This is a genomic window from Fictibacillus nanhaiensis, assembly GCF_023715445.1.
GTDB lineage: Bacteria > Bacillota > Bacilli > Bacillales > Fictibacillaceae > Fictibacillus > Fictibacillus nanhaiensis_D.
In genome coordinates this window covers 131,772-145,827 of the sequence record NZ_JAMBOD010000008.1, presented here as the reverse complement: position 1 = coordinate 145,827, position 14,056 = coordinate 131,772, and the positions used below count along the sequence as shown (strand labels likewise).

The window sequence follows — 14,056 nt, the reverse complement described above, 5'->3', positions numbered from 1 at the left end:
ACGGTGGTGTGAGGGGATGTGGAGGCTAGGCGCCTCCCCCTATCTCAATTAGGCTGAAGAAAATCATCTTTATAAAAAAGTGACCTAAATGGACAGCTCCTTGCGTATTCTAGAATAGTTAGTTTTACGGACTGGCTTAGATAAGAGGTGCTGCATCATGAATATCACTGAAATCCTAAATCAATTAAGCGACCGCTTTTTTATGATGAGGGTTTACGATCTATCTGCTCAGATGGCTTATTATTTTTTAATGTCGGTTTTCCCATTTTTGTTAGTGATCTATTCATTGATGACGTATCTGCCTCTAAATGAAAATAACATATTAGAACTGATCCAGCCTTATGCCCCCGATACAACTTACGCCCTGATTGAAAAAACGTTGTCTTATACGGTCAGGAGGCAAGAAGGAAACCTCCTTTCGCTAAGCTTGGTCGTCACGTTATGGCTGTCTTCCATGGGCTTTCAATGCATGAAACGTATTTTAAATGACGCGTATGAGGTGCGAAATGATGAACACAAAGTAAAACAAATAGCAGAAAGCTTAATGTTAACGATCGGGTTTATGATCGCGGTCCTGTTTTCTGTAATTGTTCCTCTTTCTGAAAAATTACTTAGTGTGTATTTGAAAGGGATTTTTTCGATATTAGAGTTTCAGAAGTTATGGATCATTGTGCAGTGGGGAATAGGTACTGCCTTTCTGCTAGCTTTTTTTATTGTGCTTTACTCATTTGCACCTAGTATTAAGCTTGGATTTAGAAAAGTAATTCCGGGAGCTTTCTTTGCCACAATCGGCTGGCAGCTCGTATCGATGGGTTTTGCTTCTTACGTCAGCGGCAGCAATTATTCAGCACTTTACGGCCAAGTGGCAAGTCTCATTGTACTGATGCTGTGGTTTTATCTGTCTGCGATGATCATCATACTCGGTGGACTGCTGAATACGGTGGTTTATCCGCATGACTAGTAGTAGTCCATTACTCGTAAAGGGGTTTACGTGTTCTTAAGGATTTTTGCGGTACGTCTTCTTTTATTTATTACACGTTCGCTCAAAAAACGCTTGTAACGCTCAGAATTCCTCACCTACGCTCTAACTAATTTGAGTTTCGCTCAAACCCCGCTAGTTACGCTCTAGATGCCTCCCTTTTCGCTCAAACATTAAAGTGCCTCCGCAAAAGAGGCACTTTTTCATCATATAAATTATAAAACTCCAAATTTCTCATCCCGCACATCGGTAATGAACATATGCCCTGGCGAGTGGGTGATCATCATCTCTGGCTTTACATGCATGGCCACTGCTTGAGGAGTTACGCCGCATGCCCAGAACACGGGAACTTCCCCTTCATGAATCTGAACGGGATCACCGAAATCAGGCTGGTACAAATTATAAATTCCGATGCTCTCAGGATTCCCGATATGAACAGGTGCACCGTGAACAGAAGGGAAGCGGCTTGTGACCTGAACAGCCCTCACCACATCTTTTTCCGGAATCGGACGCATGCTTACGACCATCGGGCCTTCAAACCGGCCGGCTCCCACACACTCGATGTTTGTTTTGAACATCGGCACGTTGCACCCGCGCTCAATATGACGAACTGAAATTCCATTATTCATCAGCGCGTGCTCAAACGTGAAACTGCAGCCGAGCAAAAAGCCAACCATTCCATCATCCCAAAGGTCAGTGATATCTGTTTTTTCCTCAACTAGCTCGCCCCGCCGGTAAACGCGGTATTTCGGAATATCCACTCGCAGATCGGAATCTGGAGCGACAAGCGCAGGAACAGCTGAACCTGGCTCCGTCACATCTAGCACTGGGCAAGGTCTTGGATTTCGCTGGCAGAACAGAAGGAATTCAAAAGCCAGCTCTTTCGGCAATACGACTAAGTTCGCCTGCGTAAACCCGTTTGCGAGTCCGCTTGTAGGCTTCACCCAATCACCGCGTCTGATCATTTCACGAGCTTCCGCAGGATTCATTCTGTCTAGTGCATTCATGAAAGTTCCCCCTCTTTTCTATGCAAATAACTTAGGCAGTCCTGTGTACAGCGAATAAACGCTCATGATCGCCATGATCACGACGATTAGCACACCAAAAATGGTCATCCACATTGGGTGTTTATAATCTCCCACGATTTTAGGTCTGTAAGCTGCGATCAGCATCACACCTAGTGAAATAGGTAAAATCAATCCATTCAATGATCCTACTAGAATTAGAATCTTAACAGGCTGTCCGATTACTGCGAAAACAAGTGTTGAAACAGCGATAAATCCGATGATGATCCATTTGTGATATTTTTCAAGTGTTGCGTTAAACGTCCGAATAAACGAAACAGACGTGTAAGCAGCACCAACAACAGACGTGATAGCAGCAGCCCACATCACGACACCGAAAATCTTGTAGCCGACGTTTCCGGCAGCTAATTGAAACACAGAAGCGGGAGGATTAGCTGGATCTAGCGTCAAGCCTTGTGCGACAACGCCAAGTGCAGCCAAGAACAAGAAGATACGCATAATGGATGCGATCCCAATAGCTGAAACTGAACTTCTCGTAACTTCTCCTAAATTCTCTTTCCCTTTGATTCCTGCATCAAGTAAACGGTGAGCTCCTGCAAACGTGATGTATCCGCCGACTGTTCCTCCAACAAGCGTTACGATGGCAAGAACATCAATCGTGTCGGGTACGAACGTTTTTACAACAGCTTCTCCAACCGGCGGCTGAGCAGTGAACATCACGTAAACCGTTAGTGCGATCATGACAAATCCAGCCACTTGCGTAAATCGGTCCATCGCTTTTCCGGCTTCACGGACAAGGAAAACTAAAATGGCAATAATTCCACTGAGTATTGCACCCATCTTAGGAGAAACGCCAAACAAGACGTTGACGCCTAGTCCAGCTCCTGCGATGTTTCCGATGTTAAAGGCTAAGCCACCCATAACGATCAAAGCTGCCAAGAAAAATCCTAATCCAGGGAGGACGTCGTTTGCGATATCCTGAGCTCTTTTTTCAGAAACCGCGATAATCCGCCACACGTTCATCTGCGCGCCAATATCAATAATGATGGATGTTAGAATAACAAAACCAAAACTTGCGGCGAGAATGGACGTGAAATGCGTCGTTTGTGTTAAAAATCCGGGTCCGATGGCTGACGTGGCCATCAAAAACGCGGCGCCAAGCAGAATACTAGCTTTCGATTCTTTCTTCATACTCTTCCTCCTTTATTACTTCGATTCTTGTTTTATTTTTAATGAGATTCCTTGTTTCAACTGGTGGATTTGCTTTTCTCGATCTAAGTAGAGCTGTTGCGCAACTTCGTGTGACACCTCGGTGAACTGTACTTTGTCACCCGGTTTCAGCTGAGCCATGATCTGCAGGTCGACTGTAGCAATCTGTCCGATTTTCGGATAACCGCCAGTCGTTTGACGATCGGCGAGAAGCACGATCGGGTTTCCTTCAGACGGCACCTGAATGGTTCCAAAGTTCACGGCTTCTGAAAGCATTTCCTGCTCTTTTTCGAGTAAAAGTTCTGGACCTTTCAAGCGGTAACCCATCCGATCAGACTGCGACGTTACTTCAAACGATTCGGTAAAAAGCTTCATCTGGCTTTCTTGGGTAAACCAGTCATATTGTCTGCCTTTCATGACTCGTACTTTCGGTTTGGAAGCGGGTGTCGACGTAAATTCCGATGCAATTGTCCACTGCATTTCCGCAAACTTCTGCCCATCTAATTCGACAGCAAGAACCTTCGTTATTTGAGTGGATAGTTCACTAGGCTTTCCGATTGAAAGTTCATCATCTGCTTGCAGCGGTTTTCCGTTAAAACCGCCGATTCCTGCACGTATGTAAGTTGATTTGCTGTCCATGACTTCAGGCAGATCAAAGCCACCTGCAACGGCTAAGTAAGCACGGCAGCCTGTTTTGCAGCCTCCGAATTTGAGCTTGCTGCCAGCTTTCACCAAAACAGAGCGCCATAGCTTCACAGGCTTCCCGTCAACAGAAGGGGAGAGGTTTCCTCCGCAGATCGAGATCAGCGTGTCTTCTGAAAATTCCATGTCAGGTCCCAGTAAAGTCAGTTCCAGTGTAGCTTCATTCTCATCATTGCCAACTAAAAGATTTGCTATCCGGTGGGCTGTCGCGTCCATCACGCCGCTCGCGATAACGCCGTATTTTTGGTATCCGTAGCGGCCCAAATCCTGAACACTTGTAAGGAGGCCGGGTTTCGTAATCCTAATCATTCTCGATCTCCTCCCATTTTTGAAACTCTTCTTCAGAGATCGGCTCGAATTTTATCTGATCTCCTGCTTGCAATAGACTTGGTGTTTCACCTTCTGGGAGAAAAAGTTTACGCGGTGTTTTACCAATCAACTGCCATCCACCAGGCGTTTCGATCGGGTATACGCCTGTTTGTTTACCTGCTATACCAACCGATCCTGCCGGAATTTTCAAACGAGGATTCTTCCGTCTAGGCGCAGCAATTTTTTCACTCATCCCTCCGATATAAGGGAATCCAGGCGCGAACCCGATCATGTAAACGATATACTCACCATTTGTATGAATGTCGATCACTTCTTTTGTTGTCAGACCGTTTCTTTCCGCCACTTCTTCCAAGTCAGGTCCGAACTCTCCGCCATAGCAAACCGGAATTTTAATAATGCGTGGTTCTGCACTTTGTTCAACATCAAGTTTTTCTAAGTGCGCACTCAATTCTTCACATACTTGTTCATATGGAAGCTTTTTAGTTTTAATTTTTAAAGGATCATAAAAAACGGCGACCGTGGTGAAACCAGGTACATACTCGATCACCCAGTCAAACGAATTCTCATCAAGAAAGGAGGAGACTTTATTTACTTTTTGCTGTATATCACGGCTGATATCTTCGCCGAGTTCAATGATTACACTGTTGTCACCTAATGGCTGCAATTTAAACTCCATCATTTACTCCCCTGTCTTTTTATGTAAAATTTATCAGAATATTTGTATATTTATAAAAGTCTAGTATAAAGGAAAACGCATTAAAATCAAACCTACTAATCAATTGATTCCCGATAGTAATTATTTCTAGTCACAAACATGTTTAAATGATATTTCCCTTCTTTTCCTCTCTTCAAAACTATACGTCTCAAGTCTTAAATGAATACAGGACCTGGTACAAATCCAATCAATAGTAAACGAAGGTAAAATAAGGATGTTTTTCCCTTTTGACGCTGGTTTTAATACCGATCCTTTATGAACTATTCTTTTACAGACAAAGTCGGAAGGACCTGAAAAAGGAAACGATAGAACTATCCCAATAAACGAAAAGAGACTGCCTCATTTTTATGGCAGTCTCTTTCATTCTTTTACTTTTTTTCATAAGAGAGGACTCGGTCGATGGCTTCTGCTACCCCATGATCGGTATGATTTCCGGTTACCCAATTCGCTTCTTTTTTCACGATATCTTGTGCATTCCCCATGGCAACGCCAATCCCCGCCTCACGGATCATCGCCAGATCATTCAGGCTGTCACCAACGGCCATTACTTGGTCCATCGATAGTTCTAACCACTTGCACACTTTGAGCAAGGCCGCAGCTTTATTCACACCTGCTGGATTAATCTCGATATTCGTTAAACTTGAATTTGTGACCTCAAGTAGATCATTCTTTACTAATTCATCCAAAACCACCTGTCGGACTTCATAATCGGGGATTTCAAACCCGAACTTCAGCCAATTATAGTCCCGAATCTGTTTATCGAATGGCTGCTCTGTGTTAAATAACCCTAGTGTTGTGGAGGATCTGAAATTTAGATTGTATTTGACCTTCAAATTCCAAAGGGCATCTACCAAATCATGATTGAGCATCGTACTGTCTACCAGATTGTGTTCATGGTCATAGATTTCTCCGCCATTCACGGTTATCAAGTAAGAAGAACGTCCAAGGGTATCCGCAATATCCCGGCACGTATAAAGGTGACGGCCTGTACTTAAGACGACATGAATGCCTTTTTCTTTAGCATGTTTAATGGCCCTTTGATTCTCAATGGATACCTTGCCTTCATGATTCAAGAGTGTCCCGTCCATGTCCAAAGCGATCAGTCTTACGTCGTATGTCATAATGATCTCACCCTTTCTAAGAATTCAACTTCCTTTAGTGATTGATCCTCGTGTTCAACAGCGTGCATTTATCTAAAAACAATCATAACAAGTCTAATCTAATTTATGTAAGAAAAGGGTACAATATCATCTCTTCCTTCATATGGAGTGCCTTTCTGAACGGAAACTACCAATTATATTTTCTAGGATAGAGTGGTTAATTATTAAACAAACGTTTAAAATGAAGGGTAAAATGCCATGTAGGAGTGTGACACCATGTACAATGAACCAATTTTCCTAAAACCTGTATTTAAAGACCGGATCTGGGGCGGAACAAAGCTTCGTGATGAGTTCGGCTATGATATTCCAACTGAAACAACGGGCGAGTGCTGGGGAATCTCCGCTCATTCGAACGGACCCAGTGAAGTGGTGAACGGACCTTTAAAAGGCAAGACACTTGATCACGTGTGGGACGAGCATCGCGAACTTTTTGCTGGCCAAGAGGGAGAAGACTTTCCTTTATTGGTAAAAATTTTAGATGCGAAGACGGATCTTTCGGTGCAGGTGCATCCGGATGATTCCTATGCTCGTGAGGTAGAAGGTGAGGCGTTCGGTAAAACGGAATGCTGGTACGTGATCGATTGTGAGCCAGGAGCTGAGTTGGTTTATGGGCATCATGCCGAATCGAAGCTTCAATTTGAAGAAATGGTCGTAGATAATCGCTGGAATGAGCTTCTACGTAAAGTCTCGATCAATCCAGGCGATTTCGTCTATGTGCCAAACGGGACGATCCACGCGATCGGTGCGGGGACGATGATTCTTGAAACACAGCAGAGTTCTGACATTACATACCGCGTGTATGACTACGACCGCCGTGACGATGCTGGTAACACGCGCGAGCTCCACATCGAAAAATCAATTGAAGTAACGATGATTCCGCATCAAGATGCTGATTTTGAGCCGGTTTTATCAGCAAAGGACGATGTGAAAATCGAGAAGCTGATCAAAGAGAATTACTTTACGGTGTACCACTGGAACTTAGAAGGTTCTGTTGCCGATGTTGATAATCCTTCGTATCTGTTAGTAAGTGTGCTGGAGGGAGAAGGAGAGTTGAAGATTGGTGATCAATCTTCTTCCGCATTTAAAAAAGGCGACCACTTTATCGTGCCATCGACAGTGAAAAACTTTGAAATGAGCGGTAACGCGAAGTTTATTGTGTCACACCCGACGATTTAATAGAAAAGGAGCAACCGGAATGATAGGTTTCGGTTGTTTTTTTGTGTGTAACTGAACGACTTGAGCGTAAGTCGATGAATTTGAGCGAAATTAGAGGTGGTTTGAGCGTAAAACAGGGATTCTGAGCGAAGATCGGTAATTCTGAGCGTAGCGAGCTTTTTTTGAGCAAACGTGTAACAGACTAAAGAACACGTACCGTAAAATACTAATCTAACTCATTCAAGTGGAAAACTTTGTACTTCCCTATTTTCGTGGCTGAAATATTTAAATCATTCAATAGATGTTTTGCGAGATGGCGGGAGGAAATCTGAAGGAAGTCGCAGCAATCATGAATTGGCATTATTGGGCTAATTAATAATGCGTATTCCCTTAACGCTTCCAAATGCGCTTGCCTGCAATAATGACCACAATTTGGACAAAACCACTTCCTTCTTGCTCTAATCATAGGAATTTTAAAACATTTTGGACAGGCTACACCTTTAATCAAGTCAGCCGCCGATATATTAAATTTTTTAAAGAGATCTTGATCGGTTTGATTATGATGTTTAAGCAAAAGCCGGGATAATTTTTTGATGTCTTTTTTAGTAATTATTTCTTTTTGATAATGCTTTTGATAGGTGTGAAATCTGGCTAGAAGGTTAGTACTATGTGTTACAGATTTAGAGATATTCGTATTTTCAGGTATGGCCATAATTTTGGAGTTGGGGTTGCTGATTATCACAATTGATTCAATTGGAATCATGGGGAACTTATGGAGTTTCAACCATTCTTTGAACAAATGAGTTTGTCGGTAAAGCTGTGAGATTGGGTCCGGAAACACTTCTTCGATATCTTTATATGTACGGATTAGCTGGTGAAATTCTTGGTCAAATATTAGAGTGCCTGAAATATGTTTCACTTCGATAATGAGAAAAAATGATGGTGTTAAGAGAAGGATATCGATTTGGAAATGACCGGAGCCATACGGGAGACGGAGATCGTGAAAAATGTGAGTTTCCTCTTTTGGGAGCAAATCTAAATGGAAATCGAGGGATTTTTCACCTTTATAACCTGCAATGCTTCTTATAAGTTCACCTTCTATTTCCTTCTCTGCAGGATGGTCAGGGGAAAAACGCTTATGTAAGAGTCTCAATTTTTTAATTTTAATAGATTCTGCTGCTTCTTTTACAATCATAACATCACTCCTTATGATAAAAATTCTCTTTTATGGCAACCGAGTCCTTCATCAGATCTTAGTTTCATTGTTTTAAAGATAACCTTGAGCGTAACTCGATGAATTTGAGCGAACCTAGAGGTGGTTTGAGCGAAAAACAGGGATTTCTGAGCGAAGATCGATAATTCGGAGCGTAGCGAGCTATTTTTGCGCGAACATGTAACAGATAAAAGAACACGTACCGTAAAACCAACAACATGTATAACGAAAGCCCCTTGCAACCAAGGGGCTCCATTTTATTTATTAACTTTAGAAGTTGACTCACGTTTTAGTAGATTTGCCGGGAGAAGCAGCTCTGTGATTGGTTCCTCAGTGTTTTCCATTCGCCAGACGAGCTGTTCGATCGCTTTTCTGCCGTACAGCTCTAGGTCAATATCCATCGTCGTAATCTTCGGATTGGCTAACCTGGAAAGCTGGCCGTTATCAAAACTGCAGACAGATACATCGTCAGGCACGCGTAACCCTTTCTGCTGAAGAGAAGACTGAACAAAAAATCCGAGTCCGTCATTTACGCAAAACCAGGCTGTGGGTTGTTTCTCCAATGAATCCACCAGATTACGAACCACGATTTCACTTTCCTCAACAGAAGAAAAAATCATTTCATCATCAACTTGCAGCTCATGCTCTTGAAAAGCGAGCAAATAACCCTCAAGCCGCTCATGATAACTCGGTGAAAAACGGGTATCTCCAACGAATGCAATTTTTTCATGTCCAAGATCAATCAGGTGTTTAACTGCAGTATAGGCAGCGAATCGGTTATTTGTTAGAATCGCATCTGCTTGAATGAGCGGATGATGGTGGTCGATCGTTACCGTTGGAATCCCCGTTGCGATGACCTTATTCATATATTCCGTACTGATATGTGACAAGATAAGGACGCCATCGACTTGTTTGTTTTCAATAAACGATGGAAGAGTGAGATTCTCTTTCGCCTCGTTGCTTACCGATTGAATAAGTACATTAAGCCCTCTGTTTGTTGCTTCTTTTTCCACACTTAAATAGATCTTTCCAAAAAAGCTTTGCAATGAAAAAGCGAGATCGGATGCAATGAGTCCGATGTTTCCAGTTCCACCGTTATCTGTTTTCGCTGGGATCGTCTTGTATTGATACCCTAATTCTTTAGCTGTTTCTTCTATTTTTTTACGAGTGGCAGGACTCACACCTGGCTTACCAGAGAGAGCCTGAGACACGGAGTTTTTTGAAATGCTTAATCGATCCGCAATGTCTTGCATGGACACTTTTTTCGCCATAATATAAACAAACCTTCCAAAAAAAGAATTTTGTCACGTTACAAATTAAATATATACGAAAAGGTAGATTAAGTAAATAAATTCTATTAATTAATTTAAAATGATCATTTAACGCTGTAAAATGAAGGCTTAAATTAAATTCAAGTTGTCAGCAAAATCATTTGACAACATTACGTATACATGTGATAATCACATTACATAAGGTTACAAAACGCATTTAAGTAATTACAATATTTACATTGTAATGTTTAGGGAAGTAAATTTTTTAACTCAGAATGATAGCGCTGTCATTTTGGGTAGTACACCATAGCTCGGAAAGACTATTAACAAGGGGGATATTCTGATGAAAATGAAAAAGGCAGCATCTCTTTTCCTTACCGCAACGATTGCAGCGTCCGCGCTTGCAGGCTGCTCAACTGGAAACGGCGGCGGAAAGTCCGCTAACGGAGAAACAACAATCGAATTCTGGGCGGCTCCAAACCCGACTCAGCAAGTGTATTGGAAAGAGATGGCGAAAGAATTTGAAAAAGAAAATCCAAAAATTAACGTTAAAGTAAGTCCGATGAAAGAAAGTCCAACTTCAGAAGCGAGCATCCAATCTGCGATCGCAGGTAAGAGTGCTCCGACGATGTCTGAAAACATCAACCGTGGGTTCGCGGCTCAGCTCGCTGAAAGCAAAGCGCTTGTTCCGCTCAACGAAATCGAAGGCTGGGATAAGCTGCTGGAAAATCGTAACATGACAGACACGATTAAAACATGGAAGTTCTCAGATGACAATCAATATGTAATGCCCATTTACTCAAACCCGATGTTATTCGGCTGGAGAATCGATATTTTAAAAGAAGTTGGCGTGGATAAAATGCCGGCTACTTATAGTGAAGTTCTTGATGCTGCGAAAAAGCTAAAAGCGAAATACCCTGAAAAGTATGTTTGGGCTAAACCTGCACTTGCAGATCCAACAGCACATCATAGATGGTTTGACTTTTTCATGCTTTATGATGCGGCGTCCGGTGGAAACAATTTTATTGAAGGTAAGAAGTTTGTAGCCGAAGACGAAGCGGGAATCAATGCTCTTCAATTTATGGATGACTTAAGAAAAGAAGATGGGATTTTAACCAAGCAGTCTACAGATCCTTTTGAAAATGGTCTTGGTATCTTTACTGATCTTGGTCCATGGACGTTCAGCTATTGGGAAGAAAAGTTCCCTGAGATGAAATACAACGAAAACTTTGGGTTATCACTACCTCCTGTTCCAGATGATGCTAAGCAAGAGAACATCAATACGTTCGCTGATACAAAAGGAATCGTTATCTATGCTTCTGCAACCGAAGACGAGCGGAAAGCGGCGATGGAGTTTATGAATTTTGTTTATTCGAATCCTGAATACGATTTGAAGTGGCTTGAAACGACTAAATTGCCACCTGCTCGTGATGATCTTTCAACAAATGAATCGTTCAAAGCATTCTTTGATAAAAATCCAGAGCTGAAGCCATATGCGGAAGCTGTTCCGAACGCAATACCTTCGATTGATAACGCAAAATATAACGAGCTTCAGACACATATTGGCCGTTATGCTGTGAACCCTATCGTGAAGGGAGAAGTTGATCCTGAAAAAGGCTGGAACGAAATGAAGAAGGCCATAAAGGAGGAACTTAAGAAATGAAGAAAACAAACGGGACGGGCTGGCTATTCGCCAGTCCTTACCTTTTATATGCGATTATTTTCTTCGCCGTACCGCTGATCTGGTCGATGTACCTCTCATTTACGGACTGGAATCTGATCTCGCCAGTCTACTACTTTAAAGGCTTTGATAATTTTATAGAAGCGGTTAAGCACCCTGGAGTGCAAGCTGCATTCTTCGTAACGTTTAAGTTCATGGCAGCCTTCGTACCAATGGTAATTGTTTCGTCACTTGCTGTTGCACTTGTTATTCACGGGCTGCCGAAATTTAAAGGATTGTTTTTGATTGGTTTCTTTTTACCTTATCTAGCATCAGGAGTTGTTTCATCTTTAATCGTAAAAGGATTGCTGTCACATAACAGTGCTTTCAACGTGTTTTTACGAAATTTCGGAATCGAAATTGACTGGTTGAGCACACCGTTATCTGCATTGCTCGTGGTTGCGGCGATTATCGCCTGGAAGTTCACCGGATATTACGCACTTATTCTGACAGCGGGATTTGAAAGCATCAATAAAGATGTTTATGAAGCGGCTGCCATCGACGGAGTAACACCGTCACAACGCTTTTGGAAAATAACTTTGCCGCTGTTGTATCCAGCGTTGTTTACCGTATTGATCCTATCAATCGGTGTGTCATTCGGGATTTTCACAGAGGTTTACCAGCTGACAGGCGGTGGACCAAACTACGCTACAAACACATGGCAGATGGAAATTTTTAAACAAGCGTTTACGAACTTGAGTGCAGGCTACGCGTCAGCGGTTGCGATCATCGCATCAGTTGTAACGTTCGCTTCCATTTTAATCATTAGAAAATTACTAGAGATGTGGGGGAAACGTAATGGTTGGGTCTAAAAAAGGATTAACTTTCCGTTATTTAATCGCTTTTGCATTGCTTATCGTTATGGTTTTTCCATACCTCTATATGGTTATGAACTCATTTGCCGACTGGACGCAAGTTGATAAAAAGGTTGTTCCGACTGAATTAACACTGCGTTCTTATGAATGGCTCTTCTCAGGTGGAGAAGCGGGAATCGCAAGACCGTGGCTGAAAGCTTTCTTTAACAGCGTCATAGTTTCAACAGCTTCGACCGCACTCATGATGGTAACGGGTGCAATGGTCGCTTTTGCCCTTGCAAAAATGAACTTTAGAGGACGGGACTTCATCAATAACGCAGTATTGTTCCAAATGTTTTTCCCGGCGATCATCTTGCTGATCCCAACGTTTTTGATCATCCAAAACGCAGGGCTATATGACACATACACGGCGATGATCCTGCCAAAAGCGATGAGTCTGTGGGCAGTTTTCATGTACACGAACTTTTTCCGGGCGATTCCGGACACGTTTATTGAAGCCGCTAAACTGGACGGAGCTTCTAACTTTCAAATTTTATATAAAATCGTACTGCCGATGTCAAAGTCGATTACAACCGTTGTTTTCCTATTCTTATTCATGGAAAGATGGACGGAATTATTGTGGGATATGATTGTGGTCAGAAGTGATAGCATGCTGACGCTGAATGTCCTGCTATCTCAAATGTTCGGACCATACGGCGGATACCCGGGTCCGATGTACGCAGCATCCGTCTTATTAACGGTTCCGATCATCATCTTGTTCCTGTTCTTTTCGAAACAATTTAAAGAAGGCATGCAGTTTACGCTTAAATAGGTTGAAGGAGAATGATCATGACAAAAACTTGTGCAGAATTAGTGGAAATATATTTGGAGAAAGATCAGCCGGTGAACCCGGAAAAATTAACGTTTACCGGTGTTAGTGACCGAGATGTGTACAACATTACAGCTCCCTTTGAAGATGAAGGAGAGCTGATTATCGCAGGACGTGTAGAAGCACGTGACACCGAGCATTCAGAAGTTTACTTTTTCGTGAACCGTGATGGCGTTTGGACACCGAGAGAAGGAGCACCAATTTTTGAACTGCAAGATCCGTTCGTAACTAGGATTGGTGGTGAGCTGTTGCTTGGAGGAGTGGAGATTTTTCCCCATCCGACAAATGAAGGTGCACTTGGCTGGCGTACAGTTTTTTACAAAGGTTCTAGTATTGAAAATTTAAAACTGTTATTTAAAGGGCCTGACGGGATGAAAGATCTTCGTCTCGCAGAATTAAAAGATGGAAGCGTTGCTGTTCTGACTCGTCCTCAAGGAGAAAAGGGCGGGCGTGGAAAGATTGGATTCGCGCGGATTTCTTCATTAGAAGAATTAACACTTGATGTGATTGAAGAGGCACCGCTATTAGAAGGACAGTTTGCTGAAGGAGAATGGGGCGGTGCAAACGAGCTCCATATCCTGAACAACGGACACATCGGTGTACTTGGTCACATCGCGAGTTTTGATGAAGAAGGAAATCGTCATTACTATCCGATGGTGTTTTCATTGAATCCTGAAACAGGTGAACATACAGAAATTCAGCTTATTGCTATTCGTGACGATTTTTTAGCGGGTGCATCTAAACGACCTGATTTAGTAGATGTGGTGTTTAGCGGCGGGCTCGTTCGAAAAGAAGACGGAACAGCAGAATTTTATGCAGGTATTAGTGACGCCGAAGCACACAGAATCTTGATTCAAGATCCGTTTAACCAATTTGAAAAATAAGGGGACATGC

The 14,056-nt window shown here is 42.5% G+C and carries 13 protein-coding genes; 6 read left to right on the top strand and 7 right to left on the bottom strand.

Annotation, left to right across the window (positions count from 1 at the left end; genetic code table 11):
• Positions 1–157 precede the first annotated feature (157 nt).
• Positions 158–961, top strand: coding sequence for a YihY/virulence factor BrkB family protein (locus M3196_RS18075; RefSeq protein ID WP_251323740.1), 804 nt, complete (start codon positions 158–160; stop codon positions 959–961).
• A 233-nt stretch (positions 962–1,194) separates the two neighbouring features.
• Here M3196_RS18075 and M3196_RS18070 read toward each other — a convergent pair whose 3' ends face one another.
• The 5 genes from M3196_RS18070 to M3196_RS18050 form a co-directional block, all read right to left on the bottom strand.
• Entirely contained in the window at positions 1,195–1,986 is a 792-nt protein-coding gene (locus M3196_RS18070; RefSeq protein WP_251323739.1) for a putative hydro-lyase, read from the bottom strand.
• 18 nt (positions 1,987–2,004) lie between these two features.
• A complete protein-coding gene (locus M3196_RS18065; protein ID WP_251323738.1) occupies positions 2,005–3,195 on the bottom strand; it encodes an NRAMP family divalent metal transporter in 1,191 nt (396 codons plus the stop codon).
• A 15-nt stretch (positions 3,196–3,210) separates the two neighbouring features.
• On the bottom strand, positions 3,211–4,224 hold the full coding sequence (locus tag M3196_RS18060) for a biotin-dependent carboxyltransferase family protein (protein ID WP_276531432.1): 1,014 nt from the start codon (positions 4,222–4,224) through the stop codon (positions 3,211–3,213).
• The gene (gene pxpB, locus M3196_RS18055) at positions 4,217–4,921 is read right to left on the bottom strand and encodes a 5-oxoprolinase subunit PxpB (RefSeq protein ID WP_251323737.1); all 705 of its coding nucleotides are present in this window, start codon (positions 4,919–4,921) and stop codon (positions 4,217–4,219) included. Before pxpB ends, M3196_RS18060 begins: the two co-directional genes overlap by 8 nt.
• A gap of 407 nt (positions 4,922–5,328) precedes the next feature.
• Positions 5,329–6,081, bottom strand: coding sequence for a Cof-type HAD-IIB family hydrolase (locus M3196_RS18050; RefSeq protein WP_251323736.1), 753 nt, complete (start codon positions 6,079–6,081; stop codon positions 5,329–5,331).
• A gap of 255 nt (positions 6,082–6,336) precedes the next feature.
• Between M3196_RS18050 and manA the strand changes: the two genes are divergently transcribed.
• Positions 6,337–7,296: a mannose-6-phosphate isomerase, class I gene (manA, locus tag M3196_RS18045; protein ID WP_251323735.1), complete on the top strand. Its 960-nt coding sequence runs from the start codon at positions 6,337–6,339 to the stop codon at positions 7,294–7,296.
• Positions 7,297–7,501: 205 nt separating this feature from the next.
• Here manA and M3196_RS18040 read toward each other — a convergent pair whose 3' ends face one another.
• Both M3196_RS18040 and M3196_RS18035 read right to left on the bottom strand, forming a co-directional pair.
• Positions 7,502–8,470 carry a nuclease-related domain-containing protein gene (locus tag M3196_RS18040; RefSeq protein ID WP_251323734.1) on the bottom strand — a complete coding sequence of 323 codons (969 nt, stop codon included), beginning with the start codon at positions 8,468–8,470 and terminating at the stop codon, positions 7,502–7,504.
• A 275-nt stretch (positions 8,471–8,745) separates the two neighbouring features.
• On the bottom strand, positions 8,746–9,759 hold the full coding sequence (locus tag M3196_RS18035) for a substrate-binding domain-containing protein (protein WP_251323733.1): 1,014 nt from the start codon (positions 9,757–9,759) through the stop codon (positions 8,746–8,748).
• A gap of 343 nt (positions 9,760–10,102) precedes the next feature.
• On the opposite strand from M3196_RS18035, the gene M3196_RS18030 reads away from it, so the two are divergent.
• Genes M3196_RS18030 through M3196_RS18015 form a run of 4 tightly spaced genes read left to right on the top strand, consistent with a single transcriptional unit; the run spans position 10,103 to position 14,046 of the window.
• Complete coding sequence (locus M3196_RS18030; RefSeq protein WP_251323732.1) at positions 10,103–11,422, top strand: ABC transporter substrate-binding protein; 1,320 nt, start codon at positions 10,103–10,105, stop codon at positions 11,420–11,422.
• Complete coding sequence (locus tag M3196_RS18025) at positions 11,419–12,291, top strand: carbohydrate ABC transporter permease (protein WP_251323731.1); 873 nt, start codon at positions 11,419–11,421, stop codon at positions 12,289–12,291. Before M3196_RS18030 ends, M3196_RS18025 begins: the two co-directional genes overlap by 4 nt.
• Positions 12,278–13,105 (top strand): carbohydrate ABC transporter permease, encoded by an 828-nt coding sequence (locus M3196_RS18020; RefSeq protein WP_251323730.1) that lies wholly within the window; start codon positions 12,278–12,280, stop codon positions 13,103–13,105. Before M3196_RS18025 ends, M3196_RS18020 begins: the two co-directional genes overlap by 14 nt.
• Positions 13,106–13,122: 17 nt before the next feature.
• Positions 13,123–14,046 (top strand): MTP-1 family protein, encoded by a 924-nt coding sequence (locus M3196_RS18015; protein ID WP_425311029.1) that lies wholly within the window; start codon positions 13,123–13,125, stop codon positions 14,044–14,046.
• Positions 14,047–14,056: the final 10 nt, after the last annotated feature.

Coding starts and splice junctions, on each gene's coding strand:
- M3196_RS18075 (WP_251323740.1), top strand. CDS start 158: ATGAATATCACTGAAATCCTAAATCAATTAAGCGACCGCTTTTTTATG.
- M3196_RS18070 (WP_251323739.1), bottom strand. CDS start 1,986: ATGAATGCACTAGACAGAATGAATCCTGCGGAAGCTCGTGAAATGATC.
- M3196_RS18065 (WP_251323738.1), bottom strand. CDS start 3,195: ATGAAGAAAGAATCGAAAGCTAGTATTCTGCTTGGCGCCGCGTTTTTG.
- M3196_RS18060 (WP_276531432.1), bottom strand. CDS start 4,224: ATGATTAGGATTACGAAACCCGGCCTCCTTACAAGTGTTCAGGATTTG.
- pxpB (WP_251323737.1), bottom strand. CDS start 4,921: ATGGAGTTTAAATTGCAGCCATTAGGTGACAACAGTGTAATCATTGAA.
- M3196_RS18050 (WP_251323736.1), bottom strand. CDS start 6,081: ATGACATACGACGTAAGACTGATCGCTTTGGACATGGACGGGACACTC.
- manA (WP_251323735.1), top strand. CDS start 6,337: ATGTACAATGAACCAATTTTCCTAAAACCTGTATTTAAAGACCGGATC.
- M3196_RS18040 (WP_251323734.1), bottom strand. CDS start 8,470: ATGATTGTAAAAGAAGCAGCAGAATCTATTAAAATTAAAAAATTGAGA.
- M3196_RS18035 (WP_251323733.1), bottom strand. CDS start 9,759: ATGGCGAAAAAAGTGTCCATGCAAGACATTGCGGATCGATTAAGCATT.
- M3196_RS18030 (WP_251323732.1), top strand. CDS start 10,103: ATGAAAATGAAAAAGGCAGCATCTCTTTTCCTTACCGCAACGATTGCA.
- M3196_RS18025 (WP_251323731.1), top strand. CDS start 11,419: ATGAAGAAAACAAACGGGACGGGCTGGCTATTCGCCAGTCCTTACCTT.
- M3196_RS18020 (WP_251323730.1), top strand. CDS start 12,278: ATGGTTGGGTCTAAAAAAGGATTAACTTTCCGTTATTTAATCGCTTTT.
- M3196_RS18015 (WP_425311029.1), top strand. CDS start 13,123: ATGACAAAAACTTGTGCAGAATTAGTGGAAATATATTTGGAGAAAGAT.